We start from the raw sequence: 19,827 nt of genomic DNA, 5'->3' as shown, positions 1-19,827 counted from the left end.
CATCTTGTCATAATCTTTCACGATTGTGCAGACTTGAACAAACTTGGCATCCAAATCGGAGCCTGACCAAGAGGGAGTGGGCGTGGCATCGAACTACGAGGCAATTTGCGAGGAGAACCGGGAGAGCTACGGCACTAAAGGCGCTCAGAAGTCCGGCCAGCTGGCTGCTGGACTGTACGACGACCGCACGCACTTCATCTTCGAATTGCTGCAAAACGCAGAGGATGCGCTCGGTCGGCGTGGTGAGTGGCACGGATCACGCAAGGCTGCGTTCATCCTGAACCCGACCCGCCTGACGCTCTCACATTTCGGCAAGCCGTTCGACGAGGCTGACGTCCGAAGCGTCTGCGACATCGCCGAGAGCACCAAGAACGAGTCCTCTATCGGTCGTTTCGGCCTCGGCTTCAAATCCGTCTACACAGTCACCGAACTTCCGGAGATTCACTCTGGCGAGGAGAATTTCGCCATCGAGAACTACGTCTTCCCGAAGCGGTTGGCGCGTTCGGCGCGCGCGGCAGACGAGACGCAGATCATCCTGCCCCTGAAGCCGGAGGACTCGAGCGCAGCGCAGGATATTACGGCAGGGTTCCGCCACTTGGGCCCGGGCGCGTTGCTGTTCCTGCGCCATATTGACGAAATCAGCTGGAGCGTCGAGGGCGGCGCGTCCGGATTCTATCTACGCAACACCCCCGAATCGCTCGGGCCCAATGTCCAGCGCGTCACAGTCATCGGTAAAGAGGATGATCGGCCGGAAGTCGATCAGAACTGGCTGGTGTTTCACCGCGACGTGTTTTCTGCCGAGGGTAACAAGGTCGGACGGGTGGAAATTGCCTTCTCACTGGTTGCGGTAAGGGACGTTCTGGGTCGCTGGGCTGTGCAGCCGCTGGCCAAGTCGCCGCTGGTAGTGTTCTTCCCGACGGTGATTGAGAGCCACCTTGGCTTTCTCGTGCAGGGGCCGTACCGCACCACGCCAAGCCGCGACAACATCCCGCCCGGCGAGCCGTGGAACCAGCATCTGGTCATGGAAACGTCTGGCCTGCTGGTGGATGCGATGCGATGGATGCGGGACAACGCAATGCTGGATGTCGCTGCGCTGCGCTGCCTACCACTTGACCGCGGAAATTCCCAGAGAATTCACGGTTTGTGCCGATGTTTGATGCCGTCCGGCAGGCGTTTCAGGACGAGGAACTGCTTCCGACCTTCGACGACGGGCATGTCACTGCCCAACAAGCAAAGCTGGCGCGAACGCAAGAGTTGCGCGAGCTGTTCAGTCCGGAACAAGCTGCGGCGCTGTTCGGTTCGGAGGTCGCCGCTTGGTTGTCTGGCGACATCACGCAGGACAAGGCACCCGAGATTCGCCAGTACCTGATGGACGAACTCAACGTTTCCGAGATCAGACCAGAGAAATTGGTGCCAAACTTGACCAAGCCATTCCTCGAAGCACAGCCAGACGAGTGGGTGTTGCGACTCTATGAGTTCCTGAATGGTCAAGGGAAGACCGTGCGCCCCCATCTTGACACTGTTCCTCTCATCCGTCTTGATGATGGAACTTACATCGTTGCGCATGAGAACGGCGAAGCGAAGGCCTTCTTGCCCAGTGCCATTGCAACCGGTTTCCCGACAGTGCGTCGTGCAGTGTGCGCGACATCAGAGGCTCTCGCTTTTCTAAGCTCCCTGAAAATCACTGAGCCCGATCCAGTAGATGACGTCATTCAGAACGTCCTGCCGAAGTACCGACAAGACGAAGTGGACATGGCCGAGGATGCCTACGCTGTCGACATCGAGCGCATCCGTGCTGCTTTCAGCACCGACTCGACAGCGCAGAAGGAGAAGCTCCGTTCAGCCCTGCGCGACACCAACTTCGTGATGGTGGTCGACACAGGCGATGGCAAAGCCTACGTCGCCAAGCCCGGCGACATCTACATCGCCACCGACCGCCTGCCGCAGCTCTTCGCTGGTGTTCCCGACATTCTGATCGTTGACAACGAATACGACTGCCTGCGCGGTGAGGATATCCGTGACCTGCTGGTGTCGTGTGGCGCGAGCCGCTACCTCATGCCGCAAGCAACGCCGTCGGGTTTGGGGTATTCGGAAAAGGCGCAGATTCGCAGAGAAGCAGGACTTGAACGTGCGAGCTGGGAAAGCCAGCCAGAAGACTTCACTCTTCGCGGTCTGACGCAGCTGCTGGAGTTTTTGCCAACACTAAAACCCGAGGATGCTGCCGCCAGAGTGAAGGTGCTGTGGGAGGCGCTGGCTGACCTCGAGGCCCGTGGCACTGCCGCCTTCTACGGCTCCTACAAATGGGGCTATTCCCACGAGACAAAGACCGCACGATTCGACGCCAGTTTCATCCGGACGCTCAATGAGGACGCCTGGCTGCCGAACGCCGACGGCGAGCTTGTACCGCCAGGGCTCGTGGTGTTCGATCTCCTTGGCTGGAAGCCCAACCCCTTCCTGTTGACCAAGATCGCCTTCAAACCGCCGATCATCGACCAACTGGCCAAAGAGGCAGGCATCGATCCAGCGATTCTCGATCTACGGCGAAGAGACCCCGCTATCGTTGCCGAGCTGGCATCCCGGTTGAGCGCCAGTCCAACACTGGATCCCGAGCCATCGACAGCCCTCGAACCGGAGGCCGACGAGCCATCCAACGGCGATGTGTATGACGGCGCGAAAGATTTGTACGGCGACGACATGCAGGATATCCTGCCCGGCACACCTGATCCCGATGGCTGCGACGGCGTGGGCAATGGCGGTCGGGCCGGTGGTGGCGGAACCAGTGGTGGTGGACAGAGATCGAGGCCGCCTGGCTCGGCTGGTAGCAGGCCATTCATTTCCTACGTCGGAATCCACCCGAACGATGATGATGCCGATCCAGATGGCCTCAACCAAGCAACGCGAATGCAAGTTGAGGAACAGGCCATCACGTTGATCATCGAGCTGGAACCGACGCTACAACGCACATCAAAAGGCAACCCTGGTTTTGACCTCTTCGAAGCCGACAGCAGTGGCAGGTTAATTCGGTGGATCGAAGTGAAATCGATGATGGGCACCATGGCAGATCGTCCTGTAGGTCTGTCACACACACAATTCAACTGCGCGCGTGAAAAGGGAAAAGCTTACTGGTTGTACGTGGTCGAACACGCAAGCAATCCAGCACAGGCGTGTGTGCTCAAAATTCAAAACCCCGCCGGTCAAGCCAGAACATTTACATTAGATAGAGGTTGGCGTGAGATAGCAAAATCTAATAACCAGATTTATGGATATCATGATCTGACAGTTAAACCTACTTAGTTATGTACGACTATTAGAACGAATATTAATTCCTACAAATCATCCTCGACTCTGTATTCGTATTCAACGATTACGTTGATGTCATACCGCTCAAAAATCATTTAAATAATTTCATTCAGATCGATAGCAGATCAAAGCTCACCAAAAATATACATCGATGAATTCCAATATCAGAATAACTCCATTCTACCTAAAACCATCGAAAGCTCTGAAGGATTTACTTATTACAGATGAATCCGAAGCAGGCTTAGTACTAAGTGCCACGAAAAAATTCATCCCCAATTTACCCGAAAAATTAAAAAACATATTTACAGAATCAATAAAAGCAATTCACCTCACAGAAAAATATCATGAAGAAGAAATAATTAAAGTATTACCCTATCGCGACATTATTGGTAAAAAGTCCTTTTCAGAAAAAATTAGACTATTAGGAGAAGAAAAATTTCGTACAGATAAACCACACACTACAATTCAAGCTGAATACATTACCTTATTTACCAATATTCAACAACTAATATTTGACTATGGGATCATTCGACAATCTCAAAAAGAACTCAAATATGCAACCCCAAATAATAACACAATTGAAGAAATCATAATAAATTCATTTTATAAAAATGAACACCTTGCTGACCACAGATATCAAAATTTGATTATAAGTAGACTTTTTTCTATACAAATTAATTTCTATGAATTACTTAATTCTTATAACAATATAGTTGACAAAGAAGATAGAAAAACTATAGCTAAATTTGGTGGCACCACTAAAAATTATGGTGAACATATTTTATTAAAAAATATTCTCAATTATTTTTCAGAGAACCTCCCAGCTGAAAATGAAAAATCATCATCCATTGCTTTCCTGCATCGAAAGCATTATAAAAATCTTGAATCCACTCTAGAAAAATATCAAAAAAAAATAGGTACCCGAGAAGAAGGCAGTAGACATTTTATTTACTACGGGTCCAACTTAACAACAGATGGATTATTGCGAAAAATTAGAGAATGGTGCAAAGAAGATAAAAATTTCAGAAAAGAGATAGAAGAATATCACTTAAAATCAAAAAAGAAAAAATAGCCCCTCCAAAGAGGAGTTCCTAGTTCATTTTTCATCGATATTTATCGCCAAATTTTCGAGTCACGCCTAATACCTAGGTACGTACCCCGCTCCACGGGTTTCAATGACAATATCATCACCATCTATGCTCGATACATTACGGTACGTGAGATCCAGAGATTTACTCTGGAGCTATACGCCACTACTTATCCTTATCCCGCGATGACAAAAAGCTTGTAAGCCTCCTGACGTCATTTTGATTGGGCTGTGCCAGTAGAGCCAGTAGGTTGAAATTCATTTGAAGTGCAACACGTTTTCCGCCTTCTAAATGCAGAATAACCTTGTTTCGCCCCACCAACTGATCGATAGCGAAATCAAGGTTCGCAGCCTTACGCAAGCATTTAGGCCCCTTGCGCAGCAAATCAACTCTGTTAAAAAACCCTCCAGGATTAGTTGAGAGCTTACGCTGCATATACGAATACAAGGCATCGGCGAAATCGACCATACCCGTACTACGCACCAACTCCTCTGATTTTCCTAAACCCATCAATGCTTGCTGAAGGTGCCAATTGACCAACTCAACAGCCGCTTCCATCATTGGTAAGTCAATCATAGGCTTCGGCCCATTGAACCATTGCAGCACCGCAGCGACTCTCAGCGCCTGCTCACCAGCACGCTCCAGAAATGGCTTCATCCCTCTCCACTCTTGGGCAAACAACTTTTTTTGATGCCAGTCGGCAGCTGCAGTTCTCCAGCATCCCAGAGCTGCGGGTGAGAGCTGAATATGACTTCTTGGGCACGAAGAAGCAAAGATGTCTCGGTAGTCATTCATCAACTCACGAACACGGGTGTTAAAGGGTTGCGTCTTCGGGTCCGAAACACTCCTACCAGCACAACCACTGTAGACAAATGATGTTTTGGTAAAGGAGTAGAGGTTGCGGGCATGCAAGCCCGAGTGCATCATCATTTTCCCCTGTGCTCCCTCCAAAAACTCCGCATACACCGCGTCCTGGACGGCCATGCAAAACGTCGTCCGCGTATTCGGTATCTGTGTGATCTGATACTTACGTATTACGCGTAAGTCACTCCCATCAAATCGCTTGCACATGGACTGAATATCGAGATGCTTGGCCATCATTCCACCTTCATCCATCACAATGGCAGCCGCCTGCGCACCATTACCAAATAAGCTGACGATGCCACTCTCAGACGTGTTCTCCCAGAGATAGGGGTGTGCACCAATTTCACAAAAATTCATCTCGCCTGTCTGGCATCCATTGAAGGCAGCCTCGAAGTCACGGAACCCGTGAAACGCATGTTTGATCACTGTGGATTTGCGCATCCCGGACTCCGCAATCACAGAGACGTACAAGCTCGCAGGCATGACCGTAAAGAAAGGCGTATGAATGTCCACAGTACCCTGTACAGCAGCGGCCATCGCTGCGAGTACCACGGGCCCCACCAAAGCCGTTTTAGCTTGCGTGGCATCTGCAACGCACTGGGCAAAATCACTGCCTAGTGACTGCAAGCAATGTAGAGGATAAGGAGACGCTTTGTTCATCATTGATTCCCTTTGCTTGCCTTCGCTACATTCAATTCACGCAATGGACGACGCACTGCCCATGGATCAACAACTTGTTCCGGCTTGCTACGCTTAGGACCCGTTTTGCGCTTGACAACTTTGGGCACCTTGGAAGATCCAAATCCGTGCATCCGCTCAGGAGCCCTTAGATGCACCACATAGTCGACCTTCGTGAGGTACTCGGCATACCCACCCACGATGAGCCATAGCAAAGGGTCGCTGTAGTCGATCACACGCAAGATGGCGTCTTCGTTCTTTTGCTGAGCATTCAGATTCCACGTGTAAGTATCAGGGTTGCCAACAGCAGCATCCCACATCTGGGCAATGGCTTTAGGCACATTGATGCGATCTTGGTGCTTGGTTCCATTGAGGCCAATCAGCCAGTGGATGTGCAGCCCTTTGATTGGCGCACATTCAATCTTCCATACGTAAAAAGCCAAGTCCTTTCTGTACTTCTTGCGAAGTGCCTTGAGCTTCTTATCCCGGTATGCACAAACGATCTTGAAACGTTGCTCAAAGTCCTGCGAAGACAAAAAGACTCCCCGCCGATCTGGGAAAGGTTTCTTGTAGCCCCAATCCAATCTGATCAGCAGTACCTTTCCAAATCGCTGCCACTTGGACTCAGCCATCTTCAGGACTTGCTTATAGTTCTCAGTAGCATTTCGTTTGAAGCTGTGCACCTTTTCTCTGTGCCCTTCAGCCATCAGTCTTTGACGTATCTGTTGAGAAAGATGGTTCAACTCCTGATGCACCTCACAACGTTGGTCAAGAGTCATCAAGCGATAGGCATTTAAATCAAAGTTATTCAAAAGCTGGAATAAACGATCATCGACATATACTGCATTCAAAATCCAGTGCTTGATCACATCCAGAATAGACGTAATTTCAAGAGAAACATTGAGATAAAACGCACTACCTGAAATATCAGAATCCAATAAAATTGGGCTCATCATCTCGGACACGCAAGTGATCAAGGAGTACTGATAATTTCTCAACCCAATATAATTTTTGACAGCTCCTTCAGGGAATGGATAGACATGGGGTATTCTCGAAGAAAATTCATAAATTATTTTACATGCCTCAATAAGCTCCCTGTCTAAGACATGAGGAAGCACCTCTTCTTCCCCATCCAATGAATCTTCAAAGCGGAGATACTTGTTAATATATTGACTCTGATTGATATCATCATTGGTCATTGCATACACCTTATATTTAGTTACTAAATACCTAATTAACTCAAAATATCACAACTAAGAATTAAGCATCCAACACATCGAAATTAGCGCAAGAAAATCGTACAAAACCGCCGAATTTCAATACGATTCTTTTTGAAAATTTAGTACCCCATTTCATAGGTCCGTTTCCCTGTACCGCAGCTTCTCGATATAGGAATACACATCTTCCAATTTCCACCCAACTGCCTTCATGCCGAGCTGAATGGGTTTCGGAAAACTCGGGTCGTAGTACTTGGTCTTGGGATTCAGACGCAAATACACCGTGGAACGGGAGAGCCCCACCAATTTCACGAACTGCGGTAGGCGGATGATAGTTTTCAGATCCAGAGTGGATCTCTGGTGAGCAGAAGGCTGCATGACTTGCGGCTCTTCATTCTGGCGTTCAGTACCTAGATCCGCCTGCAAGGAGGTATTCGTACCAGCCAGCTTGGCTCGAGATATAGCTACAGCCCGTGCTGCATCAGGCACAAGCGCCTTGCTTCCCACAGCCGTTGCCGAAGGGTAAAGGGTCTGATTCATGAAGTCTTCCTTTTGTTGCTTGAAGGCCTTCATTGAATCGAGAGGGGCTTCTCACTTCGAGGCAGCTGCTTCGCGGAGCCTCAACTGACAAGCAGGTCTCTTGACTTTTATTTATTTTATTGATAGGAAATCACACACCCCTCACCTCGCATCAAAATCCTCAAAATTCGAAGTCATGCGAACGTGCGAATTCGATGAAAAATTTAGTTCCATACAGAGGAAAAATCCACTCAGAATTGGTCTGTGCGAAAACCTCAAATTTCGCATGCAAGATCCGCTCAAATTCAAAGCATTCGGACCCGTTCATTCAGCTTCGCAATCCTTCCGTAGCAGAAATTCGCGCCAAAAACAACAAAACCCCAGAACTAAAGAATTTTTAAATCCAGTTTTTTTGATCCACATATCACTGCTTCGAGTTGCTACTACGGCGCTTCCGTCTACACCTCAATCCTTGCTGACAAGCCTTGAGGTGCAAGCGGTATTTCAACGATCGGAGCATTTGATGAGCACCTTTCCCCCTCGCCCTTGTCCTTGCCTTTGCCCTTTATGTGGCAGTCTTCAAGTCGTCCAACGATGTTGGGGACGTAAAACGGGCGGTTTCGTCGGATCGCTTGCCGGTGCTGCAGGTGGTTTTGCAGGTTCTCTGCGTGGAGCACAAATCGGCGGTATTACAGGCGCACTTCTGGGCCCAGCAGGCATCTCTATTGGAGGGCTGGCTGGTGCCGTTCTTGGCGGTTTAGTGGGCAGCTCCATTGGCTGCGAGGTTGGTTCAGCCGTTGGTGAAACCATTGATGCCCACGTCCTCAACGATTTCAAATGCCAGGAATGCGGTCATAGCTTTGCGCATTCACATTCCAGCTCGCTGTAATCAGACGAAATCCGCCTTACCGTATTAATCCTCGTTTCAAATTTCACCAAGCTTCTTTTCCAGCTTTATTCGATTTATCGAATACTCCCCCATTCATTCGACGACCTCTCCAAGCCCATTTTCAAAAATCCGAAGCCGTGAAATCAACCGGCTCGCGGAAGTTTTTGAATTTCTGAGGTGATGAGAGGTTTCCATCCATTTGGAGATTTGTATGTCCCATCTTGTAGAAACCATGGCATATACCGGCCAAACCCCTTGGCATGAACTGGGCCACGCCCTTCCGGCCAAACAAGGCATCGATGTCTGGGCCCAGGCCGCCGGCATGGATTGGCGCATCCAGGAAACACCGGTGCGTTATCTGGCTTCCAATGCTGATTCAGGCCTGTCAGGCCTGTACGCCGAGCCCAAAGAGTTCCCTGAGCAAAAGGTGCTGTACCGCAGTGACACCCAGACTCCGCTGTCTGTGGTGGGAAGCCGCTACCAGGTAGTCCAGCCCCGCCAGGTGCTGGAGTTCTATCGTGATCTGACGGAAGTGGCCGGCTACGAACTGGAGACCGCAGGTGTACTCAAGGCTGGTCGCAAGTTCTGGGCTCTGGCCCGTACTGGCAAGTCAGCAGCGCTCAAAGGCAATGATGTGGTCAACGGCTATTTGCTGCTGGCGACGTCCTGTGACGGAACGCTTGCTACGGTAGCCATGCCGACGACGGTGCGGGTTGTGTGCAACAACACGCTGACGATTGCACTGCGTGACGGTGTCGGTGCTGTCAAGGTACCGCATAGCACGACCTTTGATGCCCAGGTGGTCAAGCGCCAGTTGGGCGTGGCCGTGGGCCAGTGGGACAGCTTTATGTACCGCATGAAGACGCTGGCCGAGCGCAAGGTCAAGACCCATGAGGCGCTGAACTATTTCCTGAAGGTGATCTGCAATACAGACTCCCATTCGGATTTGTCTGTGGGACTGACCAATGAACGGGCTCTCAAGAAGGTGCAGATGCTCTATGAGGGCCATGGCCGTGGGGCTGAGATGCATGCGGCCAAGGACACGGCTTGGGGCCTGCTGTGCTCCGTGACGGAGTTTGTTGACCATGAGAAGCAGGCTCGTAGTCAGGACAACCGTCTGGACAGCGCTTGGTTTGGTCAGGGAGCAGTGATCAAGCAGCGTGCTCTGGATCATGCACTGCAACTGGTCGCCTGACCGTGACCGACCGTTGGCTTTTGGGGTCGTCTTTGGACGCCTTAGTTCTCTTCCCCTCTCTCATCTTTCCTACACCCCCAGCCACCTTTTGAGGTGGCTTTTTTATGCCCGTAGTTCGCGGGCCAGGAGATTTTGATGTCTGTGCATGTTCTCAAGAATGGCAATCTGGATGGCGGCGCTGCTGGCACACGCACCCCTCGCAAAGGTGTTGCTTTGCGTCTGGTATCTACCAAAGACATGGAGCGCGATGACTGGCTGGAGATTCGCCGTACCGGCATTGGCAGCTCGGATGCCGCTGCAGCGATTGGCCTGAACCCCTACCAGTCCCAACTGGAGTTGTGGATGCAAAAGACGGGCAAGGGTGATCTGCTGCCAGTCTTCGATCCGAATGATGACACCAGCCCCATGTTCTGGGGAACGATGCTGGAGCCCATTGTGGCGGCTCACTACACCAAGCGCACAGGCAACAAGGTGCGCAGAGTGAATGCGGTTTTGCAGCATCCTGAGCATCCTTGGATGCTGGCTAACGTGGATCGTGAAGTGGTCGGCTCTTCGGCGGTGCAGCTTCTGGAATGCAAAACTGCAGGTATCCATGGCGCCCGCCTGTGGCGTGACGGTGTTCCCGAGTATGTGCAACTGCAGGTGATGCACCAGTTGGCCGTGACTGGCCATCGTGCTGCTGACGTAGCTGTGCTGGTCGGCGGTCAGGAGCTGCGAATCTTACGGATTGAGCGAGACGAGACATTGATTGCTCGACTGATCGAAATGGAGCACGCATTCTGGCAAATGGTGGGGAGCAAAACGCCGCCTGCTGGCGATGGATCGGACAGTGCAGAAAAAGCCTTGCGTAGCCTCTATCCAAACAGTTCAGGCGATGACGTAGACATGAGTGATGACCCAGAGCTCAATGCCACGTTTGAAGCCTTGTTAGCGGCACGTGAGCAGCTTGAAGTGGCACAGAAAAATGAAGCCCGCTTGCGCCAGGCCATCCAGATCCATATGGGAGAAGCGGGCAAAGCAACGTTTGCCTGCGGCGGCAGCGTGACATGGCGGCGCAGCAAGGATGGCCAAGTGTTCAATACGGCGCAGTTCAACAAAGACCATCCAGAGTTGGCCAAGGCCTACCTGTCCACGCGGGCTGGTGCTCGGCGATTTTGCGTCAATGAAACGTGAGCGGTGACTCACGGCCCTTTTTATCCATCCCCCTCTGCTCTCTGCGGTTCACAGCCCCAGAGAGCTTTCTTTTTTGGAGCAAGACATGATCAAAGGTTTGATGATCACCCCGCCTGTGATTGGCAGGATTTCGATTGGCAAGGTGGTGGAGAAGAACGGCAAGCGTCTGCCAGAAAAGGACGATGAGTTCACCATCACCACGCAGGTGCAGCAGCGAGGCCAGTGGGTGCTACACCCTTTGGATGAGGCTTTGCGCCAGAGCCAAGCACCTGGTCAAGTTTCCTGCGGCATAAAAGAAGGCACAGAGCCTTCCGATGTGCAAAGTGAAACGTCAGCAAGCGCTACCCAAACTCGCACAGGCAAACGCTCACTCAAAGACAAGATGGGTGTGGCAGATACGCCAACGGCTGCACCGAGCACGACAAGGCGCAAGCTGCGCAGCATCCCAGTGCGGGTGCTGTTCAATGATCCAGATTTGAACCTACGAGCTGATTACTGCATGTTCGATCGCAGTACCGCTCGCCCGCTGTGCGTCGGCAATGGCGAGAGCTGCAAGCGTGTGACAGACAAAGGTCTGGAAGAGTTGGCCTGCCCTGGTCCGGATACATGCCGGTTTGGCATGGGCCATTGCAAGCCCTACGGCCGCTTGAACGTGAGTATTGGCGACAGCGATGAGTTGGGCAGCTTTGTATTCAGAACCACGGGCTTCAACAGCATTCGCACTCTGGCAGCGCGGCTGCAATATTTCGCTGCAGTCTCTGGTGGCAACCTGGCCTGCATGCCGCTGGAGCTCAAGCTGCGTGGCAAGTCCACCACGCAGTCGCATCGATCGGCCATCTATTACGCGGACTTGGTGGTGCGTACTGGTGCCTCTTTGAACGAGGCCATTGGGCAAGCCCACACCTTGGCGGCTGAGCGCTTGGCAGCCGGGTTTGATCAGTCTGCCTTGGACGGAGCCGCACGACAGGGCTTTGCCAATGGCAACTTTGAAGATGCGCCCGATGAGGGGGTTGAGATTGTGGAAGAGTTTTATCCCGAAGAGTGCGAAACACCCACCGCCCCTACTACAGCTGCAGCCAATGAGCACTGGCCCCCTATCGCTCAGGCCAGTCAGCGAAATGGTACGCATAGTCCGTATCCGCAAAAGCAGTGGCTGTGACGACCGTAGCACTTAAAGCAGTGTTTCTACACACCGTGATCGCTATCACGGTGTGCTTTTGCACTGTGGCCAAGCATGCTACGAATCGTAACCATTGCGTCCCATGGCAAGCAAACCAATGACCAATGCAGACCGATCTCCAGTGCTCAAGGCATTTGGGCAGGCCGTGCGTGAGTGCCGAAGCGCGCGAGGGTTTTCTCAGGAAGGTTTTGCGCATTACTGCGGCTTGGATCGCAGCTACATGGGTGGCGTGGAGCGTGGTGAGCGCAATGTGACGCTGGTCAACATGGAGCGCATCATCGCCGCCCTTGATATGAAACCATCCGAATTCTTCCTGACTTTGGATGGACATTTCCGGGACCTCGCCGTACAACGCGATGCTGCGCATTTAAACGACTTTGCGCCTTATTTCCGACCTGGAATTCCTCGAAAAACACCCTAAAGCTCAGACTTTTCTCCGCCCTCTTTTCAAGGTGTGAAGAGTGCGTGTGTATTTTCATTTCAAATTTAAGAGATGGCCCTATGAAAAAACGAATACTTCTTTGTTCAGCCTTAAGCTTCGCATTGACCGGCTGTAACTCTTCCCCAAGCAATAGCGATCTAGAAGCTTATCTAGAGCCCAAGTTCGATAGCTGCAAAAATCTCAAAATCGTAGACATCAAAAAGACCAATGGCTATCAAGAGGATGGCTACTATAGGGTGGAATTTTCTTACGGATTGGAACTTAAAGATTCCAGCCTATTAGATACTATGCGCAATCAATGGAAAGAAGAAAAAGAAGAATCAGAAAGACGACTAGAGAAAAATAAAAAATTTCTCGAAACAAGAGAAACACTTGAAGCGGAAATAAAAAAAATAGCAGATGAATTCGAACTGCATGCACCTTACATGCCCTCTTCCGATGAAATTATTGTCTTTAAACGAGGGCTATCCGCAGAGATAGCGCCAGAAATACCATTACCCCTTCAAGAAAAGATTAATATCTGGAAAAAACTTGTAGAATCTAGAGAACAAGAGATAAATAATCAAAAGCCATTCAAAATTTTTGGCAATGAAGAGACTATTATTTACAGAAACTACTACAACGGCTGCAATCCTAGTGTGAAACAATTCACAAAAAATCTTTTTGAAGGACAACAACTCGCATCATTACGTAGTGAGAACAAAGATCCAGAACTTTTATTTGACGAATATAAAGTAAAAGTAACTTTGACAATTCCAATGCGAAAAACAGAAAATGGGTGGCGTGTAATCAGCGATAACTGATTACCACGAAGCAGTGATCGGCACTAACTGGCGCAGTCAGTGCCGATCACATGCCTTTATTTTTTTGTAGGTGCTTTCGCCGACACCCTTAAATTTTAGGCGCAACAACACTCGCTTGAATGAAAAAATCCTGTAGCCGCCTTCGCGGAATAAGTGAATCACCCCGGGTTTGAACTGTCCCCAGAAGTTGGTCGGTTACCGTCCCGCCAACTAGGCGGTGTTTCTCAGCCAGTATCCCACCGCGTGGCGCCCAGGTCTATCCGCACTCCGGTGGACTTCTGGCGCGAGCTGTTGCGGCTTCACTTCGCCAACCGTTCGTTGCCGCCCCTGTTCGCCCAGCACGCGGCAGGCATCATTCACGGCAAGGGGCTGTTCACCGACCAACCCGTAGCCACATGGGTGGAAATCAACAAACTGCAGACAGCTCCAAAGCAGCGCTGCTTTCGCTGTGCAAGCGATACGCGGATGTAATGGGTGATAGCGCTGAACTGAAAATGGCAGCAGCAGCATCTATCGCGAATGAATATGAGTGGCAGATCACTCAGTTCTAGAGCGTGTTATGAACTTCCGTTCAAGACACGCGGCAGCCCAAGTAGAGTGCTGCAATGCCCCGCAAGCCTTACCCGCATGACCTGCGTGAGGTCTTCAATGCGCTGCGTTGGCTGGTGCGTGCAGGTGCACCTTGGCAGCTGCTGCCCAATGACCTGCCGCCATGGGAGGCGGGATGCTCCGAGGCGATGGTGTCGGACCTGCGCTCCATCATCCGTGTGGCCCAAGGGCGCCAGGGGCAGTCCAGTGCCGCAGTGCTAGATGAGCGTACGTTGCAGTCAACCTGCGAGTGTCACCCGCGTGCGAGCTACGACAACGACAAGCGCCGCCGCGGCAGCAAGGTGCACATGGCCGTTTACTTTTACTGAACACATACGCGCACGAGGCGAATGGATCCAGGCCAAGGGCCTGTTCCACCAACAGGGCCGCCCAGTCAAGGCTGCGCCAAAGTTGCAGGATCGATTGGTGACGCCGATCAAGGCCATGCTCGAGGAAAACCTATCCTTCGGCTATCGAACGGTGGCGCATCTGCTGGGGTTCAACAAGAACACGGTGCAGCGCATCTTCTAGATAGAGGGCTGGCAGGTGCGAAAGTGCCCGGTAGGCTTCAGGCCCAGGATCCAATCCCTGCCCTCGGTGGCCAAGGCACTGAATGAGCGCTGGGCCACCGACATGTGCCGGGTCTGGGCCGGACGGGCTGGCTGGACCACGATGGCCCTGGTGATCGATTGCCACAGCCGGGAACTGCTGGGCTGGAACCTGTCGCGTAGCGGGAGATCCAAGACTGCGGAGTCAGCACTGGAGCAGGTGCTGATTGCACGGTTCGGGACACTCGGGCGTGTGCCAGCGCCGTTCCTACTGCTCTCGGACAATGGGCTGGTCTTCACCAGCCGCAGCTCCACGGCCCTGGTCAGAAGCTATGGCCTGCGCCATGAAGAATCGCTTGCCGAGTCGCTCGCCTCGCTAGTCTTGGCTCGCAGTTCATACCTCTACCATCGCGCCCGTCTCAACGCTGACGAGAAGTATGTCCTGGTGTGCCGATCAATCACCAACATCTTCGAGCGCAACCATGGCTGCTTTGGCTACCGACGGGTTACTGCAACGCTGTGCAGTTCAATGGCGGAGCCGGTCAACCACAAACGCGTACAGCGAGGAAGCAAGTTCGTCGGCAATGGCATGAATGCTTTTATTACTGCCTCAAGTCCGCCGTGTTGATATCGCATGGGTAGCTACTTCTAGTGGTGACCAGTCGGGCCTGTCGCAAAAACATCCGCGTGGAAGTCCTGTGCAAGCAGGCCCATATCGGAAGCGGCTGTGCGCACTGATTGAACCAGAGCTGGTGAGCCACAGCAGTGCACCACATGATCGTGCAGGTTGCCAAAGTGAGTGCGTAGCGCGTCATCCACCCGACCTGCGTGAGCATCCGCAGGCATATCGCCTAGGTCGGTGATGGCTGCAATGTAGCGAAACTGTGGCCAGACTTTGCGCCACTTGTCGATGGCGCTAGGAAGATACAGGCCCGAGGGGTTGCGAGCCCCCCAGATCAGCGTGATGTCGCGCTGAACCTTGCGTTTGGCTAAGTCATCAAGAACGGATTTAATGGGCGCAAATCCCGTGCCACCCGCAACGCAAATCAGGGGCCTTGCGTCATCAGGCTTCAGTGCGATGCTGCCGAATGGCAGTTCGATATCCAATGTGTCACCAGACTTCAACTGCTGAACGATAGTGCTGAAGCGACCACCAGGTACATGCCTGACATGCAATGTGATGCCATCGCTCTCATGGGGTGGATTGGCCATAGAGTAGCTGCGGCTTTCCCCGTCGTCGAGGTGAATCAGCAGGTATTGGCCGGCTTCAAATTTGGCGCGCTTGCCCACAGGCAGGCGCAGGCGCAGCAGTGACACATCGGGAGCCGCCAGTGTATTGCTGTACACCTTGGCCATAAAACGTTTTCGGGCTTCCGGGTCAAGGCGGCGAAAGGAGCTCGGCTGGATACGTATATCGCTGGCGGCGGTGCAGCCGCACAGCAATACCTGCTCCGAGGTGCAGAGTTCGCTGCGCACGGCCATGCCATTGAAAGAAGTAATATTTCCGTCGAGCAAGGCGCTCGCACAGTTGCCACAGCTACCTTTGCGACAGGAATAAGGCAGCTCGATGCCTGCCTGCAGGGCTGCATCCAGTACGGATTGCCCGGGCGCGCAGGTGAACGCGATGTCAGAGTCGTGGATATGGATCTGGTGGTTCATGGAGGGTCCTCAGCCCGGTTGGGCTCCGAGCAGGGCGATCGTGCGTAGGAGGGCCGTGGAGTCGGCCACGCCCCGGCCGGCAATGTCCATGGCGCTGCCATGGCCCACGCTGGAAAGCACCACCCTGCCGCCGATGGAGAGCGCGCTGGCTCCGTTAGGAGCCAGCAGCTTGATGGGGATGTGCCCTTGGTCATGCAGCATGGCCACATACAGGTCGTGCTTGCGCTGTGCCAGAACCATGTCGGCCCCCATGGGACCATCTACCGCCAGGCCGCACTTGCGCAGTGTCTCGACGGCAGGAGCGGTGATCTGGGAGTCCTCCAGGCCGAACAACTGTCCTTCAGATGCATGAGGGTTGATCCCGAATACAGCGACTTGTGGTTTAGGCACTCCGAGTAAGGTGCATGTCTGCACGGCGGCATCCACCGCGTCGACCACCAACTGAGGAGAGAGCCGCTCTAGTGCGCTACGCACGCTTTCATGCAAAGTGACATGCACTATGCGCAGGCCAGCACCCACCAGCATCAGGAATACCTCGTCTTCGTTCATGCCAAGAACATTGGCGAGCAAAGATGGGTAGCCGCTGAACGCTATGCCTGCGCGGTGAATGGCCGTTTCATGGTGGGGGCAGGCAATGACGGCATCGACCTCGCCGTTTTCGCACGCCCGGATGGCTGCTGTTGCGGATTGCACCGTGGATAGGCCTGCCTGCGGGGTGATCTCTCCCCATTGCGCTGGTTGTGCAAGCGAGCCGGCTTCCTCATGAATGAGGTCTTGAAGAAGGGACTCCATTTGGCAGATCTGCGCTGCTTGTTCAAGAGCGCTCCACGGTCCATAGACCTTGATAAGGGACCTTTCGGTGGCAGACAGCTGCTGGAGAGCTTTCAGTGCGATTTCTGGGCCAATACCGTGGGGATCGCCGATGGCCAAAGCCAATCTACGGTGCACTATTGTCATAGCGGCAATGCCATCAGCGTGTCCGTCACCGTGCTGTCGCAAACCGCGACGCGCTCTTGCAGACGTAACTTGCCATCGATCGTGGTGAATTTGTCGTGGTACTCACCGCTGGCAAAGACCTCCGTTTCCCCGGTATGCATGATGCGCAGCACCATGAACGGCGTGGAAGCACGGGCCTGTGTTGCATCGGTTGACTGGATCGAAGGCAGACCCAGGATATGGCGATAGCGGTGGCGCTCATAGATATTGGCTTCGCGCAACGCAGAAATTCGGTCGGTGAGCATGTCCTGCGAATCCGCCCAGACAATGCCGGCAGCAAGTCCCTCATCATGGTTGTCGACATTGGTGACGCAATAGTGGCAATCCTTGGTGAAAAAGGTTGGCCATTGCTCCATTGCATCACTGTCTATGGTCTTCGCGTAGGCGGCATTGAAGGCCGCGATTTGAATTTCATTGATCATGCTTGCATCTCCTGTCCCATATGCTTGCGGTAGGCCTTCCAAAAGCCGCGTACCGAGGCTTCCGTGGCGCGGCCCTCGCTAGAGCCTTCGTGGTCTCCGCCCATCTCGATGACTGCATCAAGGTTGGCAGCGCCTGCGATGCCACGCTGCACGAATCCACCGACAGCTCCGTCTTCCATGGAAATGAATCCGGCCGGGCCGATAAGGTTGGCCTGTTTGAGTCTGACCTTGCGTTGCTCGGCACTGTCATCTGCATAGCCAAGATAGGTCCAGTTGAGTTCCGAGCTGGAGATGCTCTTGGGCAGCAACTGACGCACGGCGATGCTGTTCTGAATCTGCTGCAGCACAAAGCCAGGGAACACAGAAAGGATCTGCAGGGTCACGCCGTCCTCGAACTCCTCGAAGCCCTCTAGAAGGCTGGGATCTTTGAGCCGGTAACGCTCGTTGTCGGAGCGGATGGCCTGGTCCTTATACGAGTCGTCTTTGGCGCTGCGATCGATCATGGAATAGCTCACATGGTGACCACCCGACTCGTCGACGATGACACCGCCTTTTTGTGAGAGGCGATTCAGCTCGAAGGTGGTGAAGAACATATGCAGGAGGCTGGCGTGATAGCTGTCCTTCACGTTCTCGAAGTAGAGCTTCCAGTTGTTAGGCAGCTTTTGCGTGAAGCGACCGATGACTTCTACGGGCTTGTGCAGCACGCGCTCTATGCGCTCGCAAATCTCAGGGCCAAGGTAATCCTCAATGCTGGGTACATCCTCGGAAAAACTGCCAAAGACCAAACCGCAAAAGACAGCCACGCGGAGCTTGCGCGGGCCATGCTCTTCTTTGCAGAACGAGGCCGGCATGCCACCCTGGCCCTTGACACCTTTCTCGAAGGCAACGCCGGTCAGATCTCCCTGTCGGTTGTAGCTCCAGGCGTGATAGACGCACTGGAAACTATCCGTACGACCCGATTTCTCCAGAGCGATGAGAGCGCCGCGATGCGCGCAGCGGTTCTCGAAGGCGTAGATTTCCTGGTCGGCATCCCGTACGACAACTATCGGTGTTTCACCGGCAAAGGTAGTGCGGAAATCACCGGCCCCGGGAATTTCAGATTCCAGGCACAGGTAGTTCCAGACCTCGCCGCGATAGATTCGCTGCTGTTCCTGATCAGCATTGGCTGTGTCGGTATAGATACCAAAAGGCACGCGCGTATTAGTGGCCCCATGCCACTGGATGATGGATTCTTGCATGTTGGTTCCTAAGAGTTAGAGCTTGACGTTGGCGGCCTTCAGCACCTTCTTCCACTTCTCGGTTTCCTGGCGGATGAACTGAGCAGTCTTGGACGGGTCCCAACCACAAGGCACGGCACCTTGTTCCTGAAAGTGCTTGCGGATGTCGTTCGATGACAGAGCCAGGGCCATCTGCTTCTGAAGCTTCTGAGCGATTTCTGCACTCGTGCCTGGGGGAGCCACAACAGAAAAGAAAGTCACGGCTTGCATGGCGGGCCATTGCTGCTCGGCGAAGGTGGGGACCTGGGGCAATATTTGAGAGCGCTGCTCGTCGGCAACGGCCAGAATGCGCACCTTGCCGGCCTGGTGGTAGGTGGCCGACGAGCTGATGTTGTCGAAAAACACATCCACATTGCCGCCGATCAAGTCAATCAGTGCCGGGGCTGTTCCCTTGTAAGGGATGACAGTCAGTTCAGTGCCAGTCAGCTGCATAAACATGGCAGCAGTCAGGTGGGATGTGGAGCCGTCGCCTTGCGTCGCCACAGTCACTTTTTTGGGATTGGCTTTGGCGTATGCGATGAACTCGCCAAGTGACTTAACAGGCAGCTTCGGGTTGATGACCAGGACGTTGGGCACTGTGGCCAAAATCGTCACCGGTACCCAGCGAGTCGGGTCGAAGCTGAGCTTTTGATAGAGGTTGTGGTTGATGGCGATGGGCCCCGGAGGGGAGGCCAGCACAGTCATTCCGTCCGGCGGTGCCCGGAACACTAGATCGGCACCGATGTTTCCACCAGCCCCGGGCTTATTTTCAATGATCACGCCACCTGCGTAGTCCGCGCGGATTTTTTCGGCTACTAGGCGCGGCAGTACATCGGCGGTACCTCCCGCTGAGAAAGGCACGACGATCTTGAGAGGTTGATTTGACTGAGCCAGGCTACCTGTTGCAGCGACCGCAGCGGCAATGCCGATCAATGCTTCGCGTCTGCGAATAGATTCGTTGCGCATCTTGTCTCCTTCTTGTGTGGGGAACTGCAGTATGAGGATGTCGT

At 53.1% G+C, this 19,827-nt stretch carries 19 protein-coding genes and 1 pseudogene; 12 read left to right on the top strand and 8 right to left on the bottom strand.

Annotation, left to right across the window (positions count from 1 at the left end; translation table 11 throughout):
* The first annotated feature begins 82 nt into the window (after nt 1–82).
* The 3 genes from CTR2_RS07790 (at nt 83) to CTR2_RS07780 (ending at nt 4,372) form a co-directional block, all read left to right on the top strand.
* The gene (locus CTR2_RS07790) at nt 83–1,369 is read left to right on the top strand and encodes a sacsin N-terminal ATP-binding-like domain-containing protein (RefSeq protein WP_230630453.1); all 1,287 of its coding nucleotides are present in this window, start codon (nt 83–85) and stop codon (nt 1,367–1,369) included.
* Nucleotides 1,369–3,294, top strand: a complete 1,926-nt coding sequence (locus CTR2_RS07785) for a protein NO VEIN domain-containing protein (protein WP_019043831.1) — start codon at nt 1,369–1,371, stop codon at nt 3,292–3,294. The genes CTR2_RS07790 and CTR2_RS07785 overlap by 1 nt, the downstream gene beginning before the upstream one ends.
* Before the next feature lie 157 nt (nt 3,295–3,451).
* Nucleotides 3,452–4,372 (top strand): hypothetical protein, encoded by a 921-nt coding sequence (locus CTR2_RS07780; RefSeq protein WP_131326359.1) that lies wholly within the window; start codon nt 3,452–3,454, stop codon nt 4,370–4,372.
* A gap of 181 nt (nt 4,373–4,553) precedes the next feature.
* Here CTR2_RS07780 and CTR2_RS07775 read toward each other — a convergent pair whose 3' ends face one another.
* The 3 genes from CTR2_RS07775 to CTR2_RS07765 all read right to left on the bottom strand — a co-directional run bounded on the left by CTR2_RS07775 (nt 4,554) and on the right by CTR2_RS07765 (nt 7,687).
* A complete protein-coding gene (locus tag CTR2_RS07775) occupies nt 4,554–5,915 on the bottom strand; it encodes a DUF3987 domain-containing protein (RefSeq protein WP_034358032.1) in 1,362 nt (453 codons plus the stop codon).
* Nucleotides 5,912–7,129, bottom strand: a complete 1,218-nt coding sequence (locus CTR2_RS07770) for a YagK/YfjJ domain-containing protein (RefSeq protein WP_019043833.1) — start codon at nt 7,127–7,129, stop codon at nt 5,912–5,914. The genes CTR2_RS07775 and CTR2_RS07770 overlap by 4 nt, the downstream gene beginning before the upstream one ends.
* Before the next feature lie 153 nt (nt 7,130–7,282).
* On the bottom strand, nt 7,283–7,687 hold the full coding sequence (locus CTR2_RS07765; protein WP_230630455.1) for a helix-turn-helix transcriptional regulator: 405 nt from the start codon (nt 7,685–7,687) through the stop codon (nt 7,283–7,285).
* A 100-nt stretch (nt 7,688–7,787) separates the two neighbouring features.
* Here CTR2_RS07765 and CTR2_RS07760 point away from each other — a divergent pair, with 100 nt between their 5' ends.
* The 9 genes and pseudogenes from CTR2_RS07760 to CTR2_RS07720 all read left to right on the top strand — a co-directional run bounded on the left by CTR2_RS07760 (nt 7,788) and on the right by CTR2_RS07720 (nt 15,112).
* Entirely contained in the window at nt 7,788–8,555 is a 768-nt protein-coding gene (locus CTR2_RS07760; protein WP_230630456.1) for a hypothetical protein, read from the top strand.
* Nucleotides 8,556–8,766: 211 nt separating this feature from the next.
* Nucleotides 8,767–9,750 carry a DUF932 domain-containing protein gene (locus CTR2_RS07755; protein WP_012837669.1) on the top strand — a complete coding sequence of 328 codons (984 nt, stop codon included), beginning with the start codon at nt 8,767–8,769 and terminating at the stop codon, nt 9,748–9,750.
* Between the two features lie 135 nt (nt 9,751–9,885).
* Nucleotides 9,886–10,923 (top strand): YqaJ viral recombinase family nuclease, encoded by a 1,038-nt coding sequence (locus CTR2_RS07750; protein ID WP_012837668.1) that lies wholly within the window; start codon nt 9,886–9,888, stop codon nt 10,921–10,923.
* An 85-nt stretch (nt 10,924–11,008) separates the two neighbouring features.
* Entirely contained in the window at nt 11,009–12,082 is a 1,074-nt protein-coding gene (locus CTR2_RS07745; RefSeq protein WP_012837667.1) for a recombination directionality factor, read from the top strand.
* Between the two features lie 118 nt (nt 12,083–12,200).
* A complete protein-coding gene (locus CTR2_RS07740) occupies nt 12,201–12,524 on the top strand; it encodes a helix-turn-helix domain-containing protein (RefSeq protein ID WP_080571293.1) in 324 nt (107 codons plus the stop codon).
* 80 nt (nt 12,525–12,604) lie between these two features.
* A complete protein-coding gene (locus CTR2_RS07735; RefSeq protein ID WP_123974928.1) occupies nt 12,605–13,348 on the top strand; it encodes a hypothetical protein in 744 nt (247 codons plus the stop codon).
* Nucleotides 13,349–13,618: 270 nt separating this feature from the next.
* Nucleotides 13,619–13,819 carry a hypothetical protein gene (locus CTR2_RS07730; RefSeq protein WP_019043838.1) on the top strand — a complete coding sequence of 67 codons (201 nt, stop codon included), beginning with the start codon at nt 13,619–13,621 and terminating at the stop codon, nt 13,817–13,819.
* A 134-nt stretch (nt 13,820–13,953) separates the two neighbouring features.
* Nucleotides 13,954–14,253 (top strand): annotated as a pseudogene (locus CTR2_RS07725) (transposase); the annotation flags it as partial.
* Nucleotides 14,254–14,482: 229 nt separating this feature from the next.
* The gene (locus CTR2_RS07720; RefSeq protein WP_122974732.1) at nt 14,483–15,112 is read left to right on the top strand and encodes a DDE-type integrase/transposase/recombinase; all 630 of its coding nucleotides are present in this window, start codon (nt 14,483–14,485) and stop codon (nt 15,110–15,112) included.
* Between the two features lie 20 nt (nt 15,113–15,132).
* Here CTR2_RS07720 and tphA1I read toward each other — a convergent pair whose 3' ends face one another.
* The 5 genes from tphA1I to CTR2_RS07695 are packed head-to-tail and all read right to left on the bottom strand — an operon-like array spanning nt 15,133 to nt 19,750.
* On the bottom strand, nt 15,133–16,143 hold the full coding sequence (gene tphA1I / locus CTR2_RS07715) for a terephthalate 1,2-dioxygenase reductase TphA1I (protein WP_310223570.1): 1,011 nt from the start codon (nt 16,141–16,143) through the stop codon (nt 15,133–15,135).
* Between the two features lie 9 nt (nt 16,144–16,152).
* The gene (tphBI, locus tag CTR2_RS07710) at nt 16,153–17,100 is read right to left on the bottom strand and encodes a 1,2-dihydroxy-3,5-cyclohexadiene-1,4-dicarboxylate dehydrogenase (protein WP_087081136.1); all 948 of its coding nucleotides are present in this window, start codon (nt 17,098–17,100) and stop codon (nt 16,153–16,155) included.
* Nucleotides 17,097–17,561 carry a terephthalate 1,2-dioxygenase terminal oxygenase subunit beta TphA3I gene (tphA3I, locus tag CTR2_RS07705; RefSeq protein WP_087081134.1) on the bottom strand — a complete coding sequence of 155 codons (465 nt, stop codon included), beginning with the start codon at nt 17,559–17,561 and terminating at the stop codon, nt 17,097–17,099. The genes tphBI and tphA3I overlap by 4 nt, the downstream gene beginning before the upstream one ends.
* Nucleotides 17,558–18,799: a terephthalate 1,2-dioxygenase terminal oxygenase subunit alpha TphA2I gene (gene tphA2I / locus CTR2_RS07700; RefSeq protein WP_087081131.1), complete on the bottom strand. Its 1,242-nt coding sequence runs from the start codon at nt 18,797–18,799 to the stop codon at nt 17,558–17,560. The genes tphA3I and tphA2I overlap by 4 nt, the downstream gene beginning before the upstream one ends.
* Nucleotides 18,800–18,814: 15 nt before the next feature.
* Nucleotides 18,815–19,750, bottom strand: a complete 936-nt coding sequence (locus tag CTR2_RS07695; RefSeq protein WP_254913514.1) for a Bug family tripartite tricarboxylate transporter substrate binding protein — start codon at nt 19,748–19,750, stop codon at nt 18,815–18,817.
* Between the last annotated feature and the right edge of the window lie 77 nt (nt 19,751–19,827).

Source organism: Comamonas thiooxydans, assembly GCF_002157685.2.
GTDB lineage: Bacteria > Pseudomonadota > Gammaproteobacteria > Burkholderiales > Burkholderiaceae_C > Comamonas > Comamonas testosteroni_H.
Note: the sequence above shows the minus strand (reverse complement) of the source record. Positions and strands in the feature narration are given on the sequence as shown.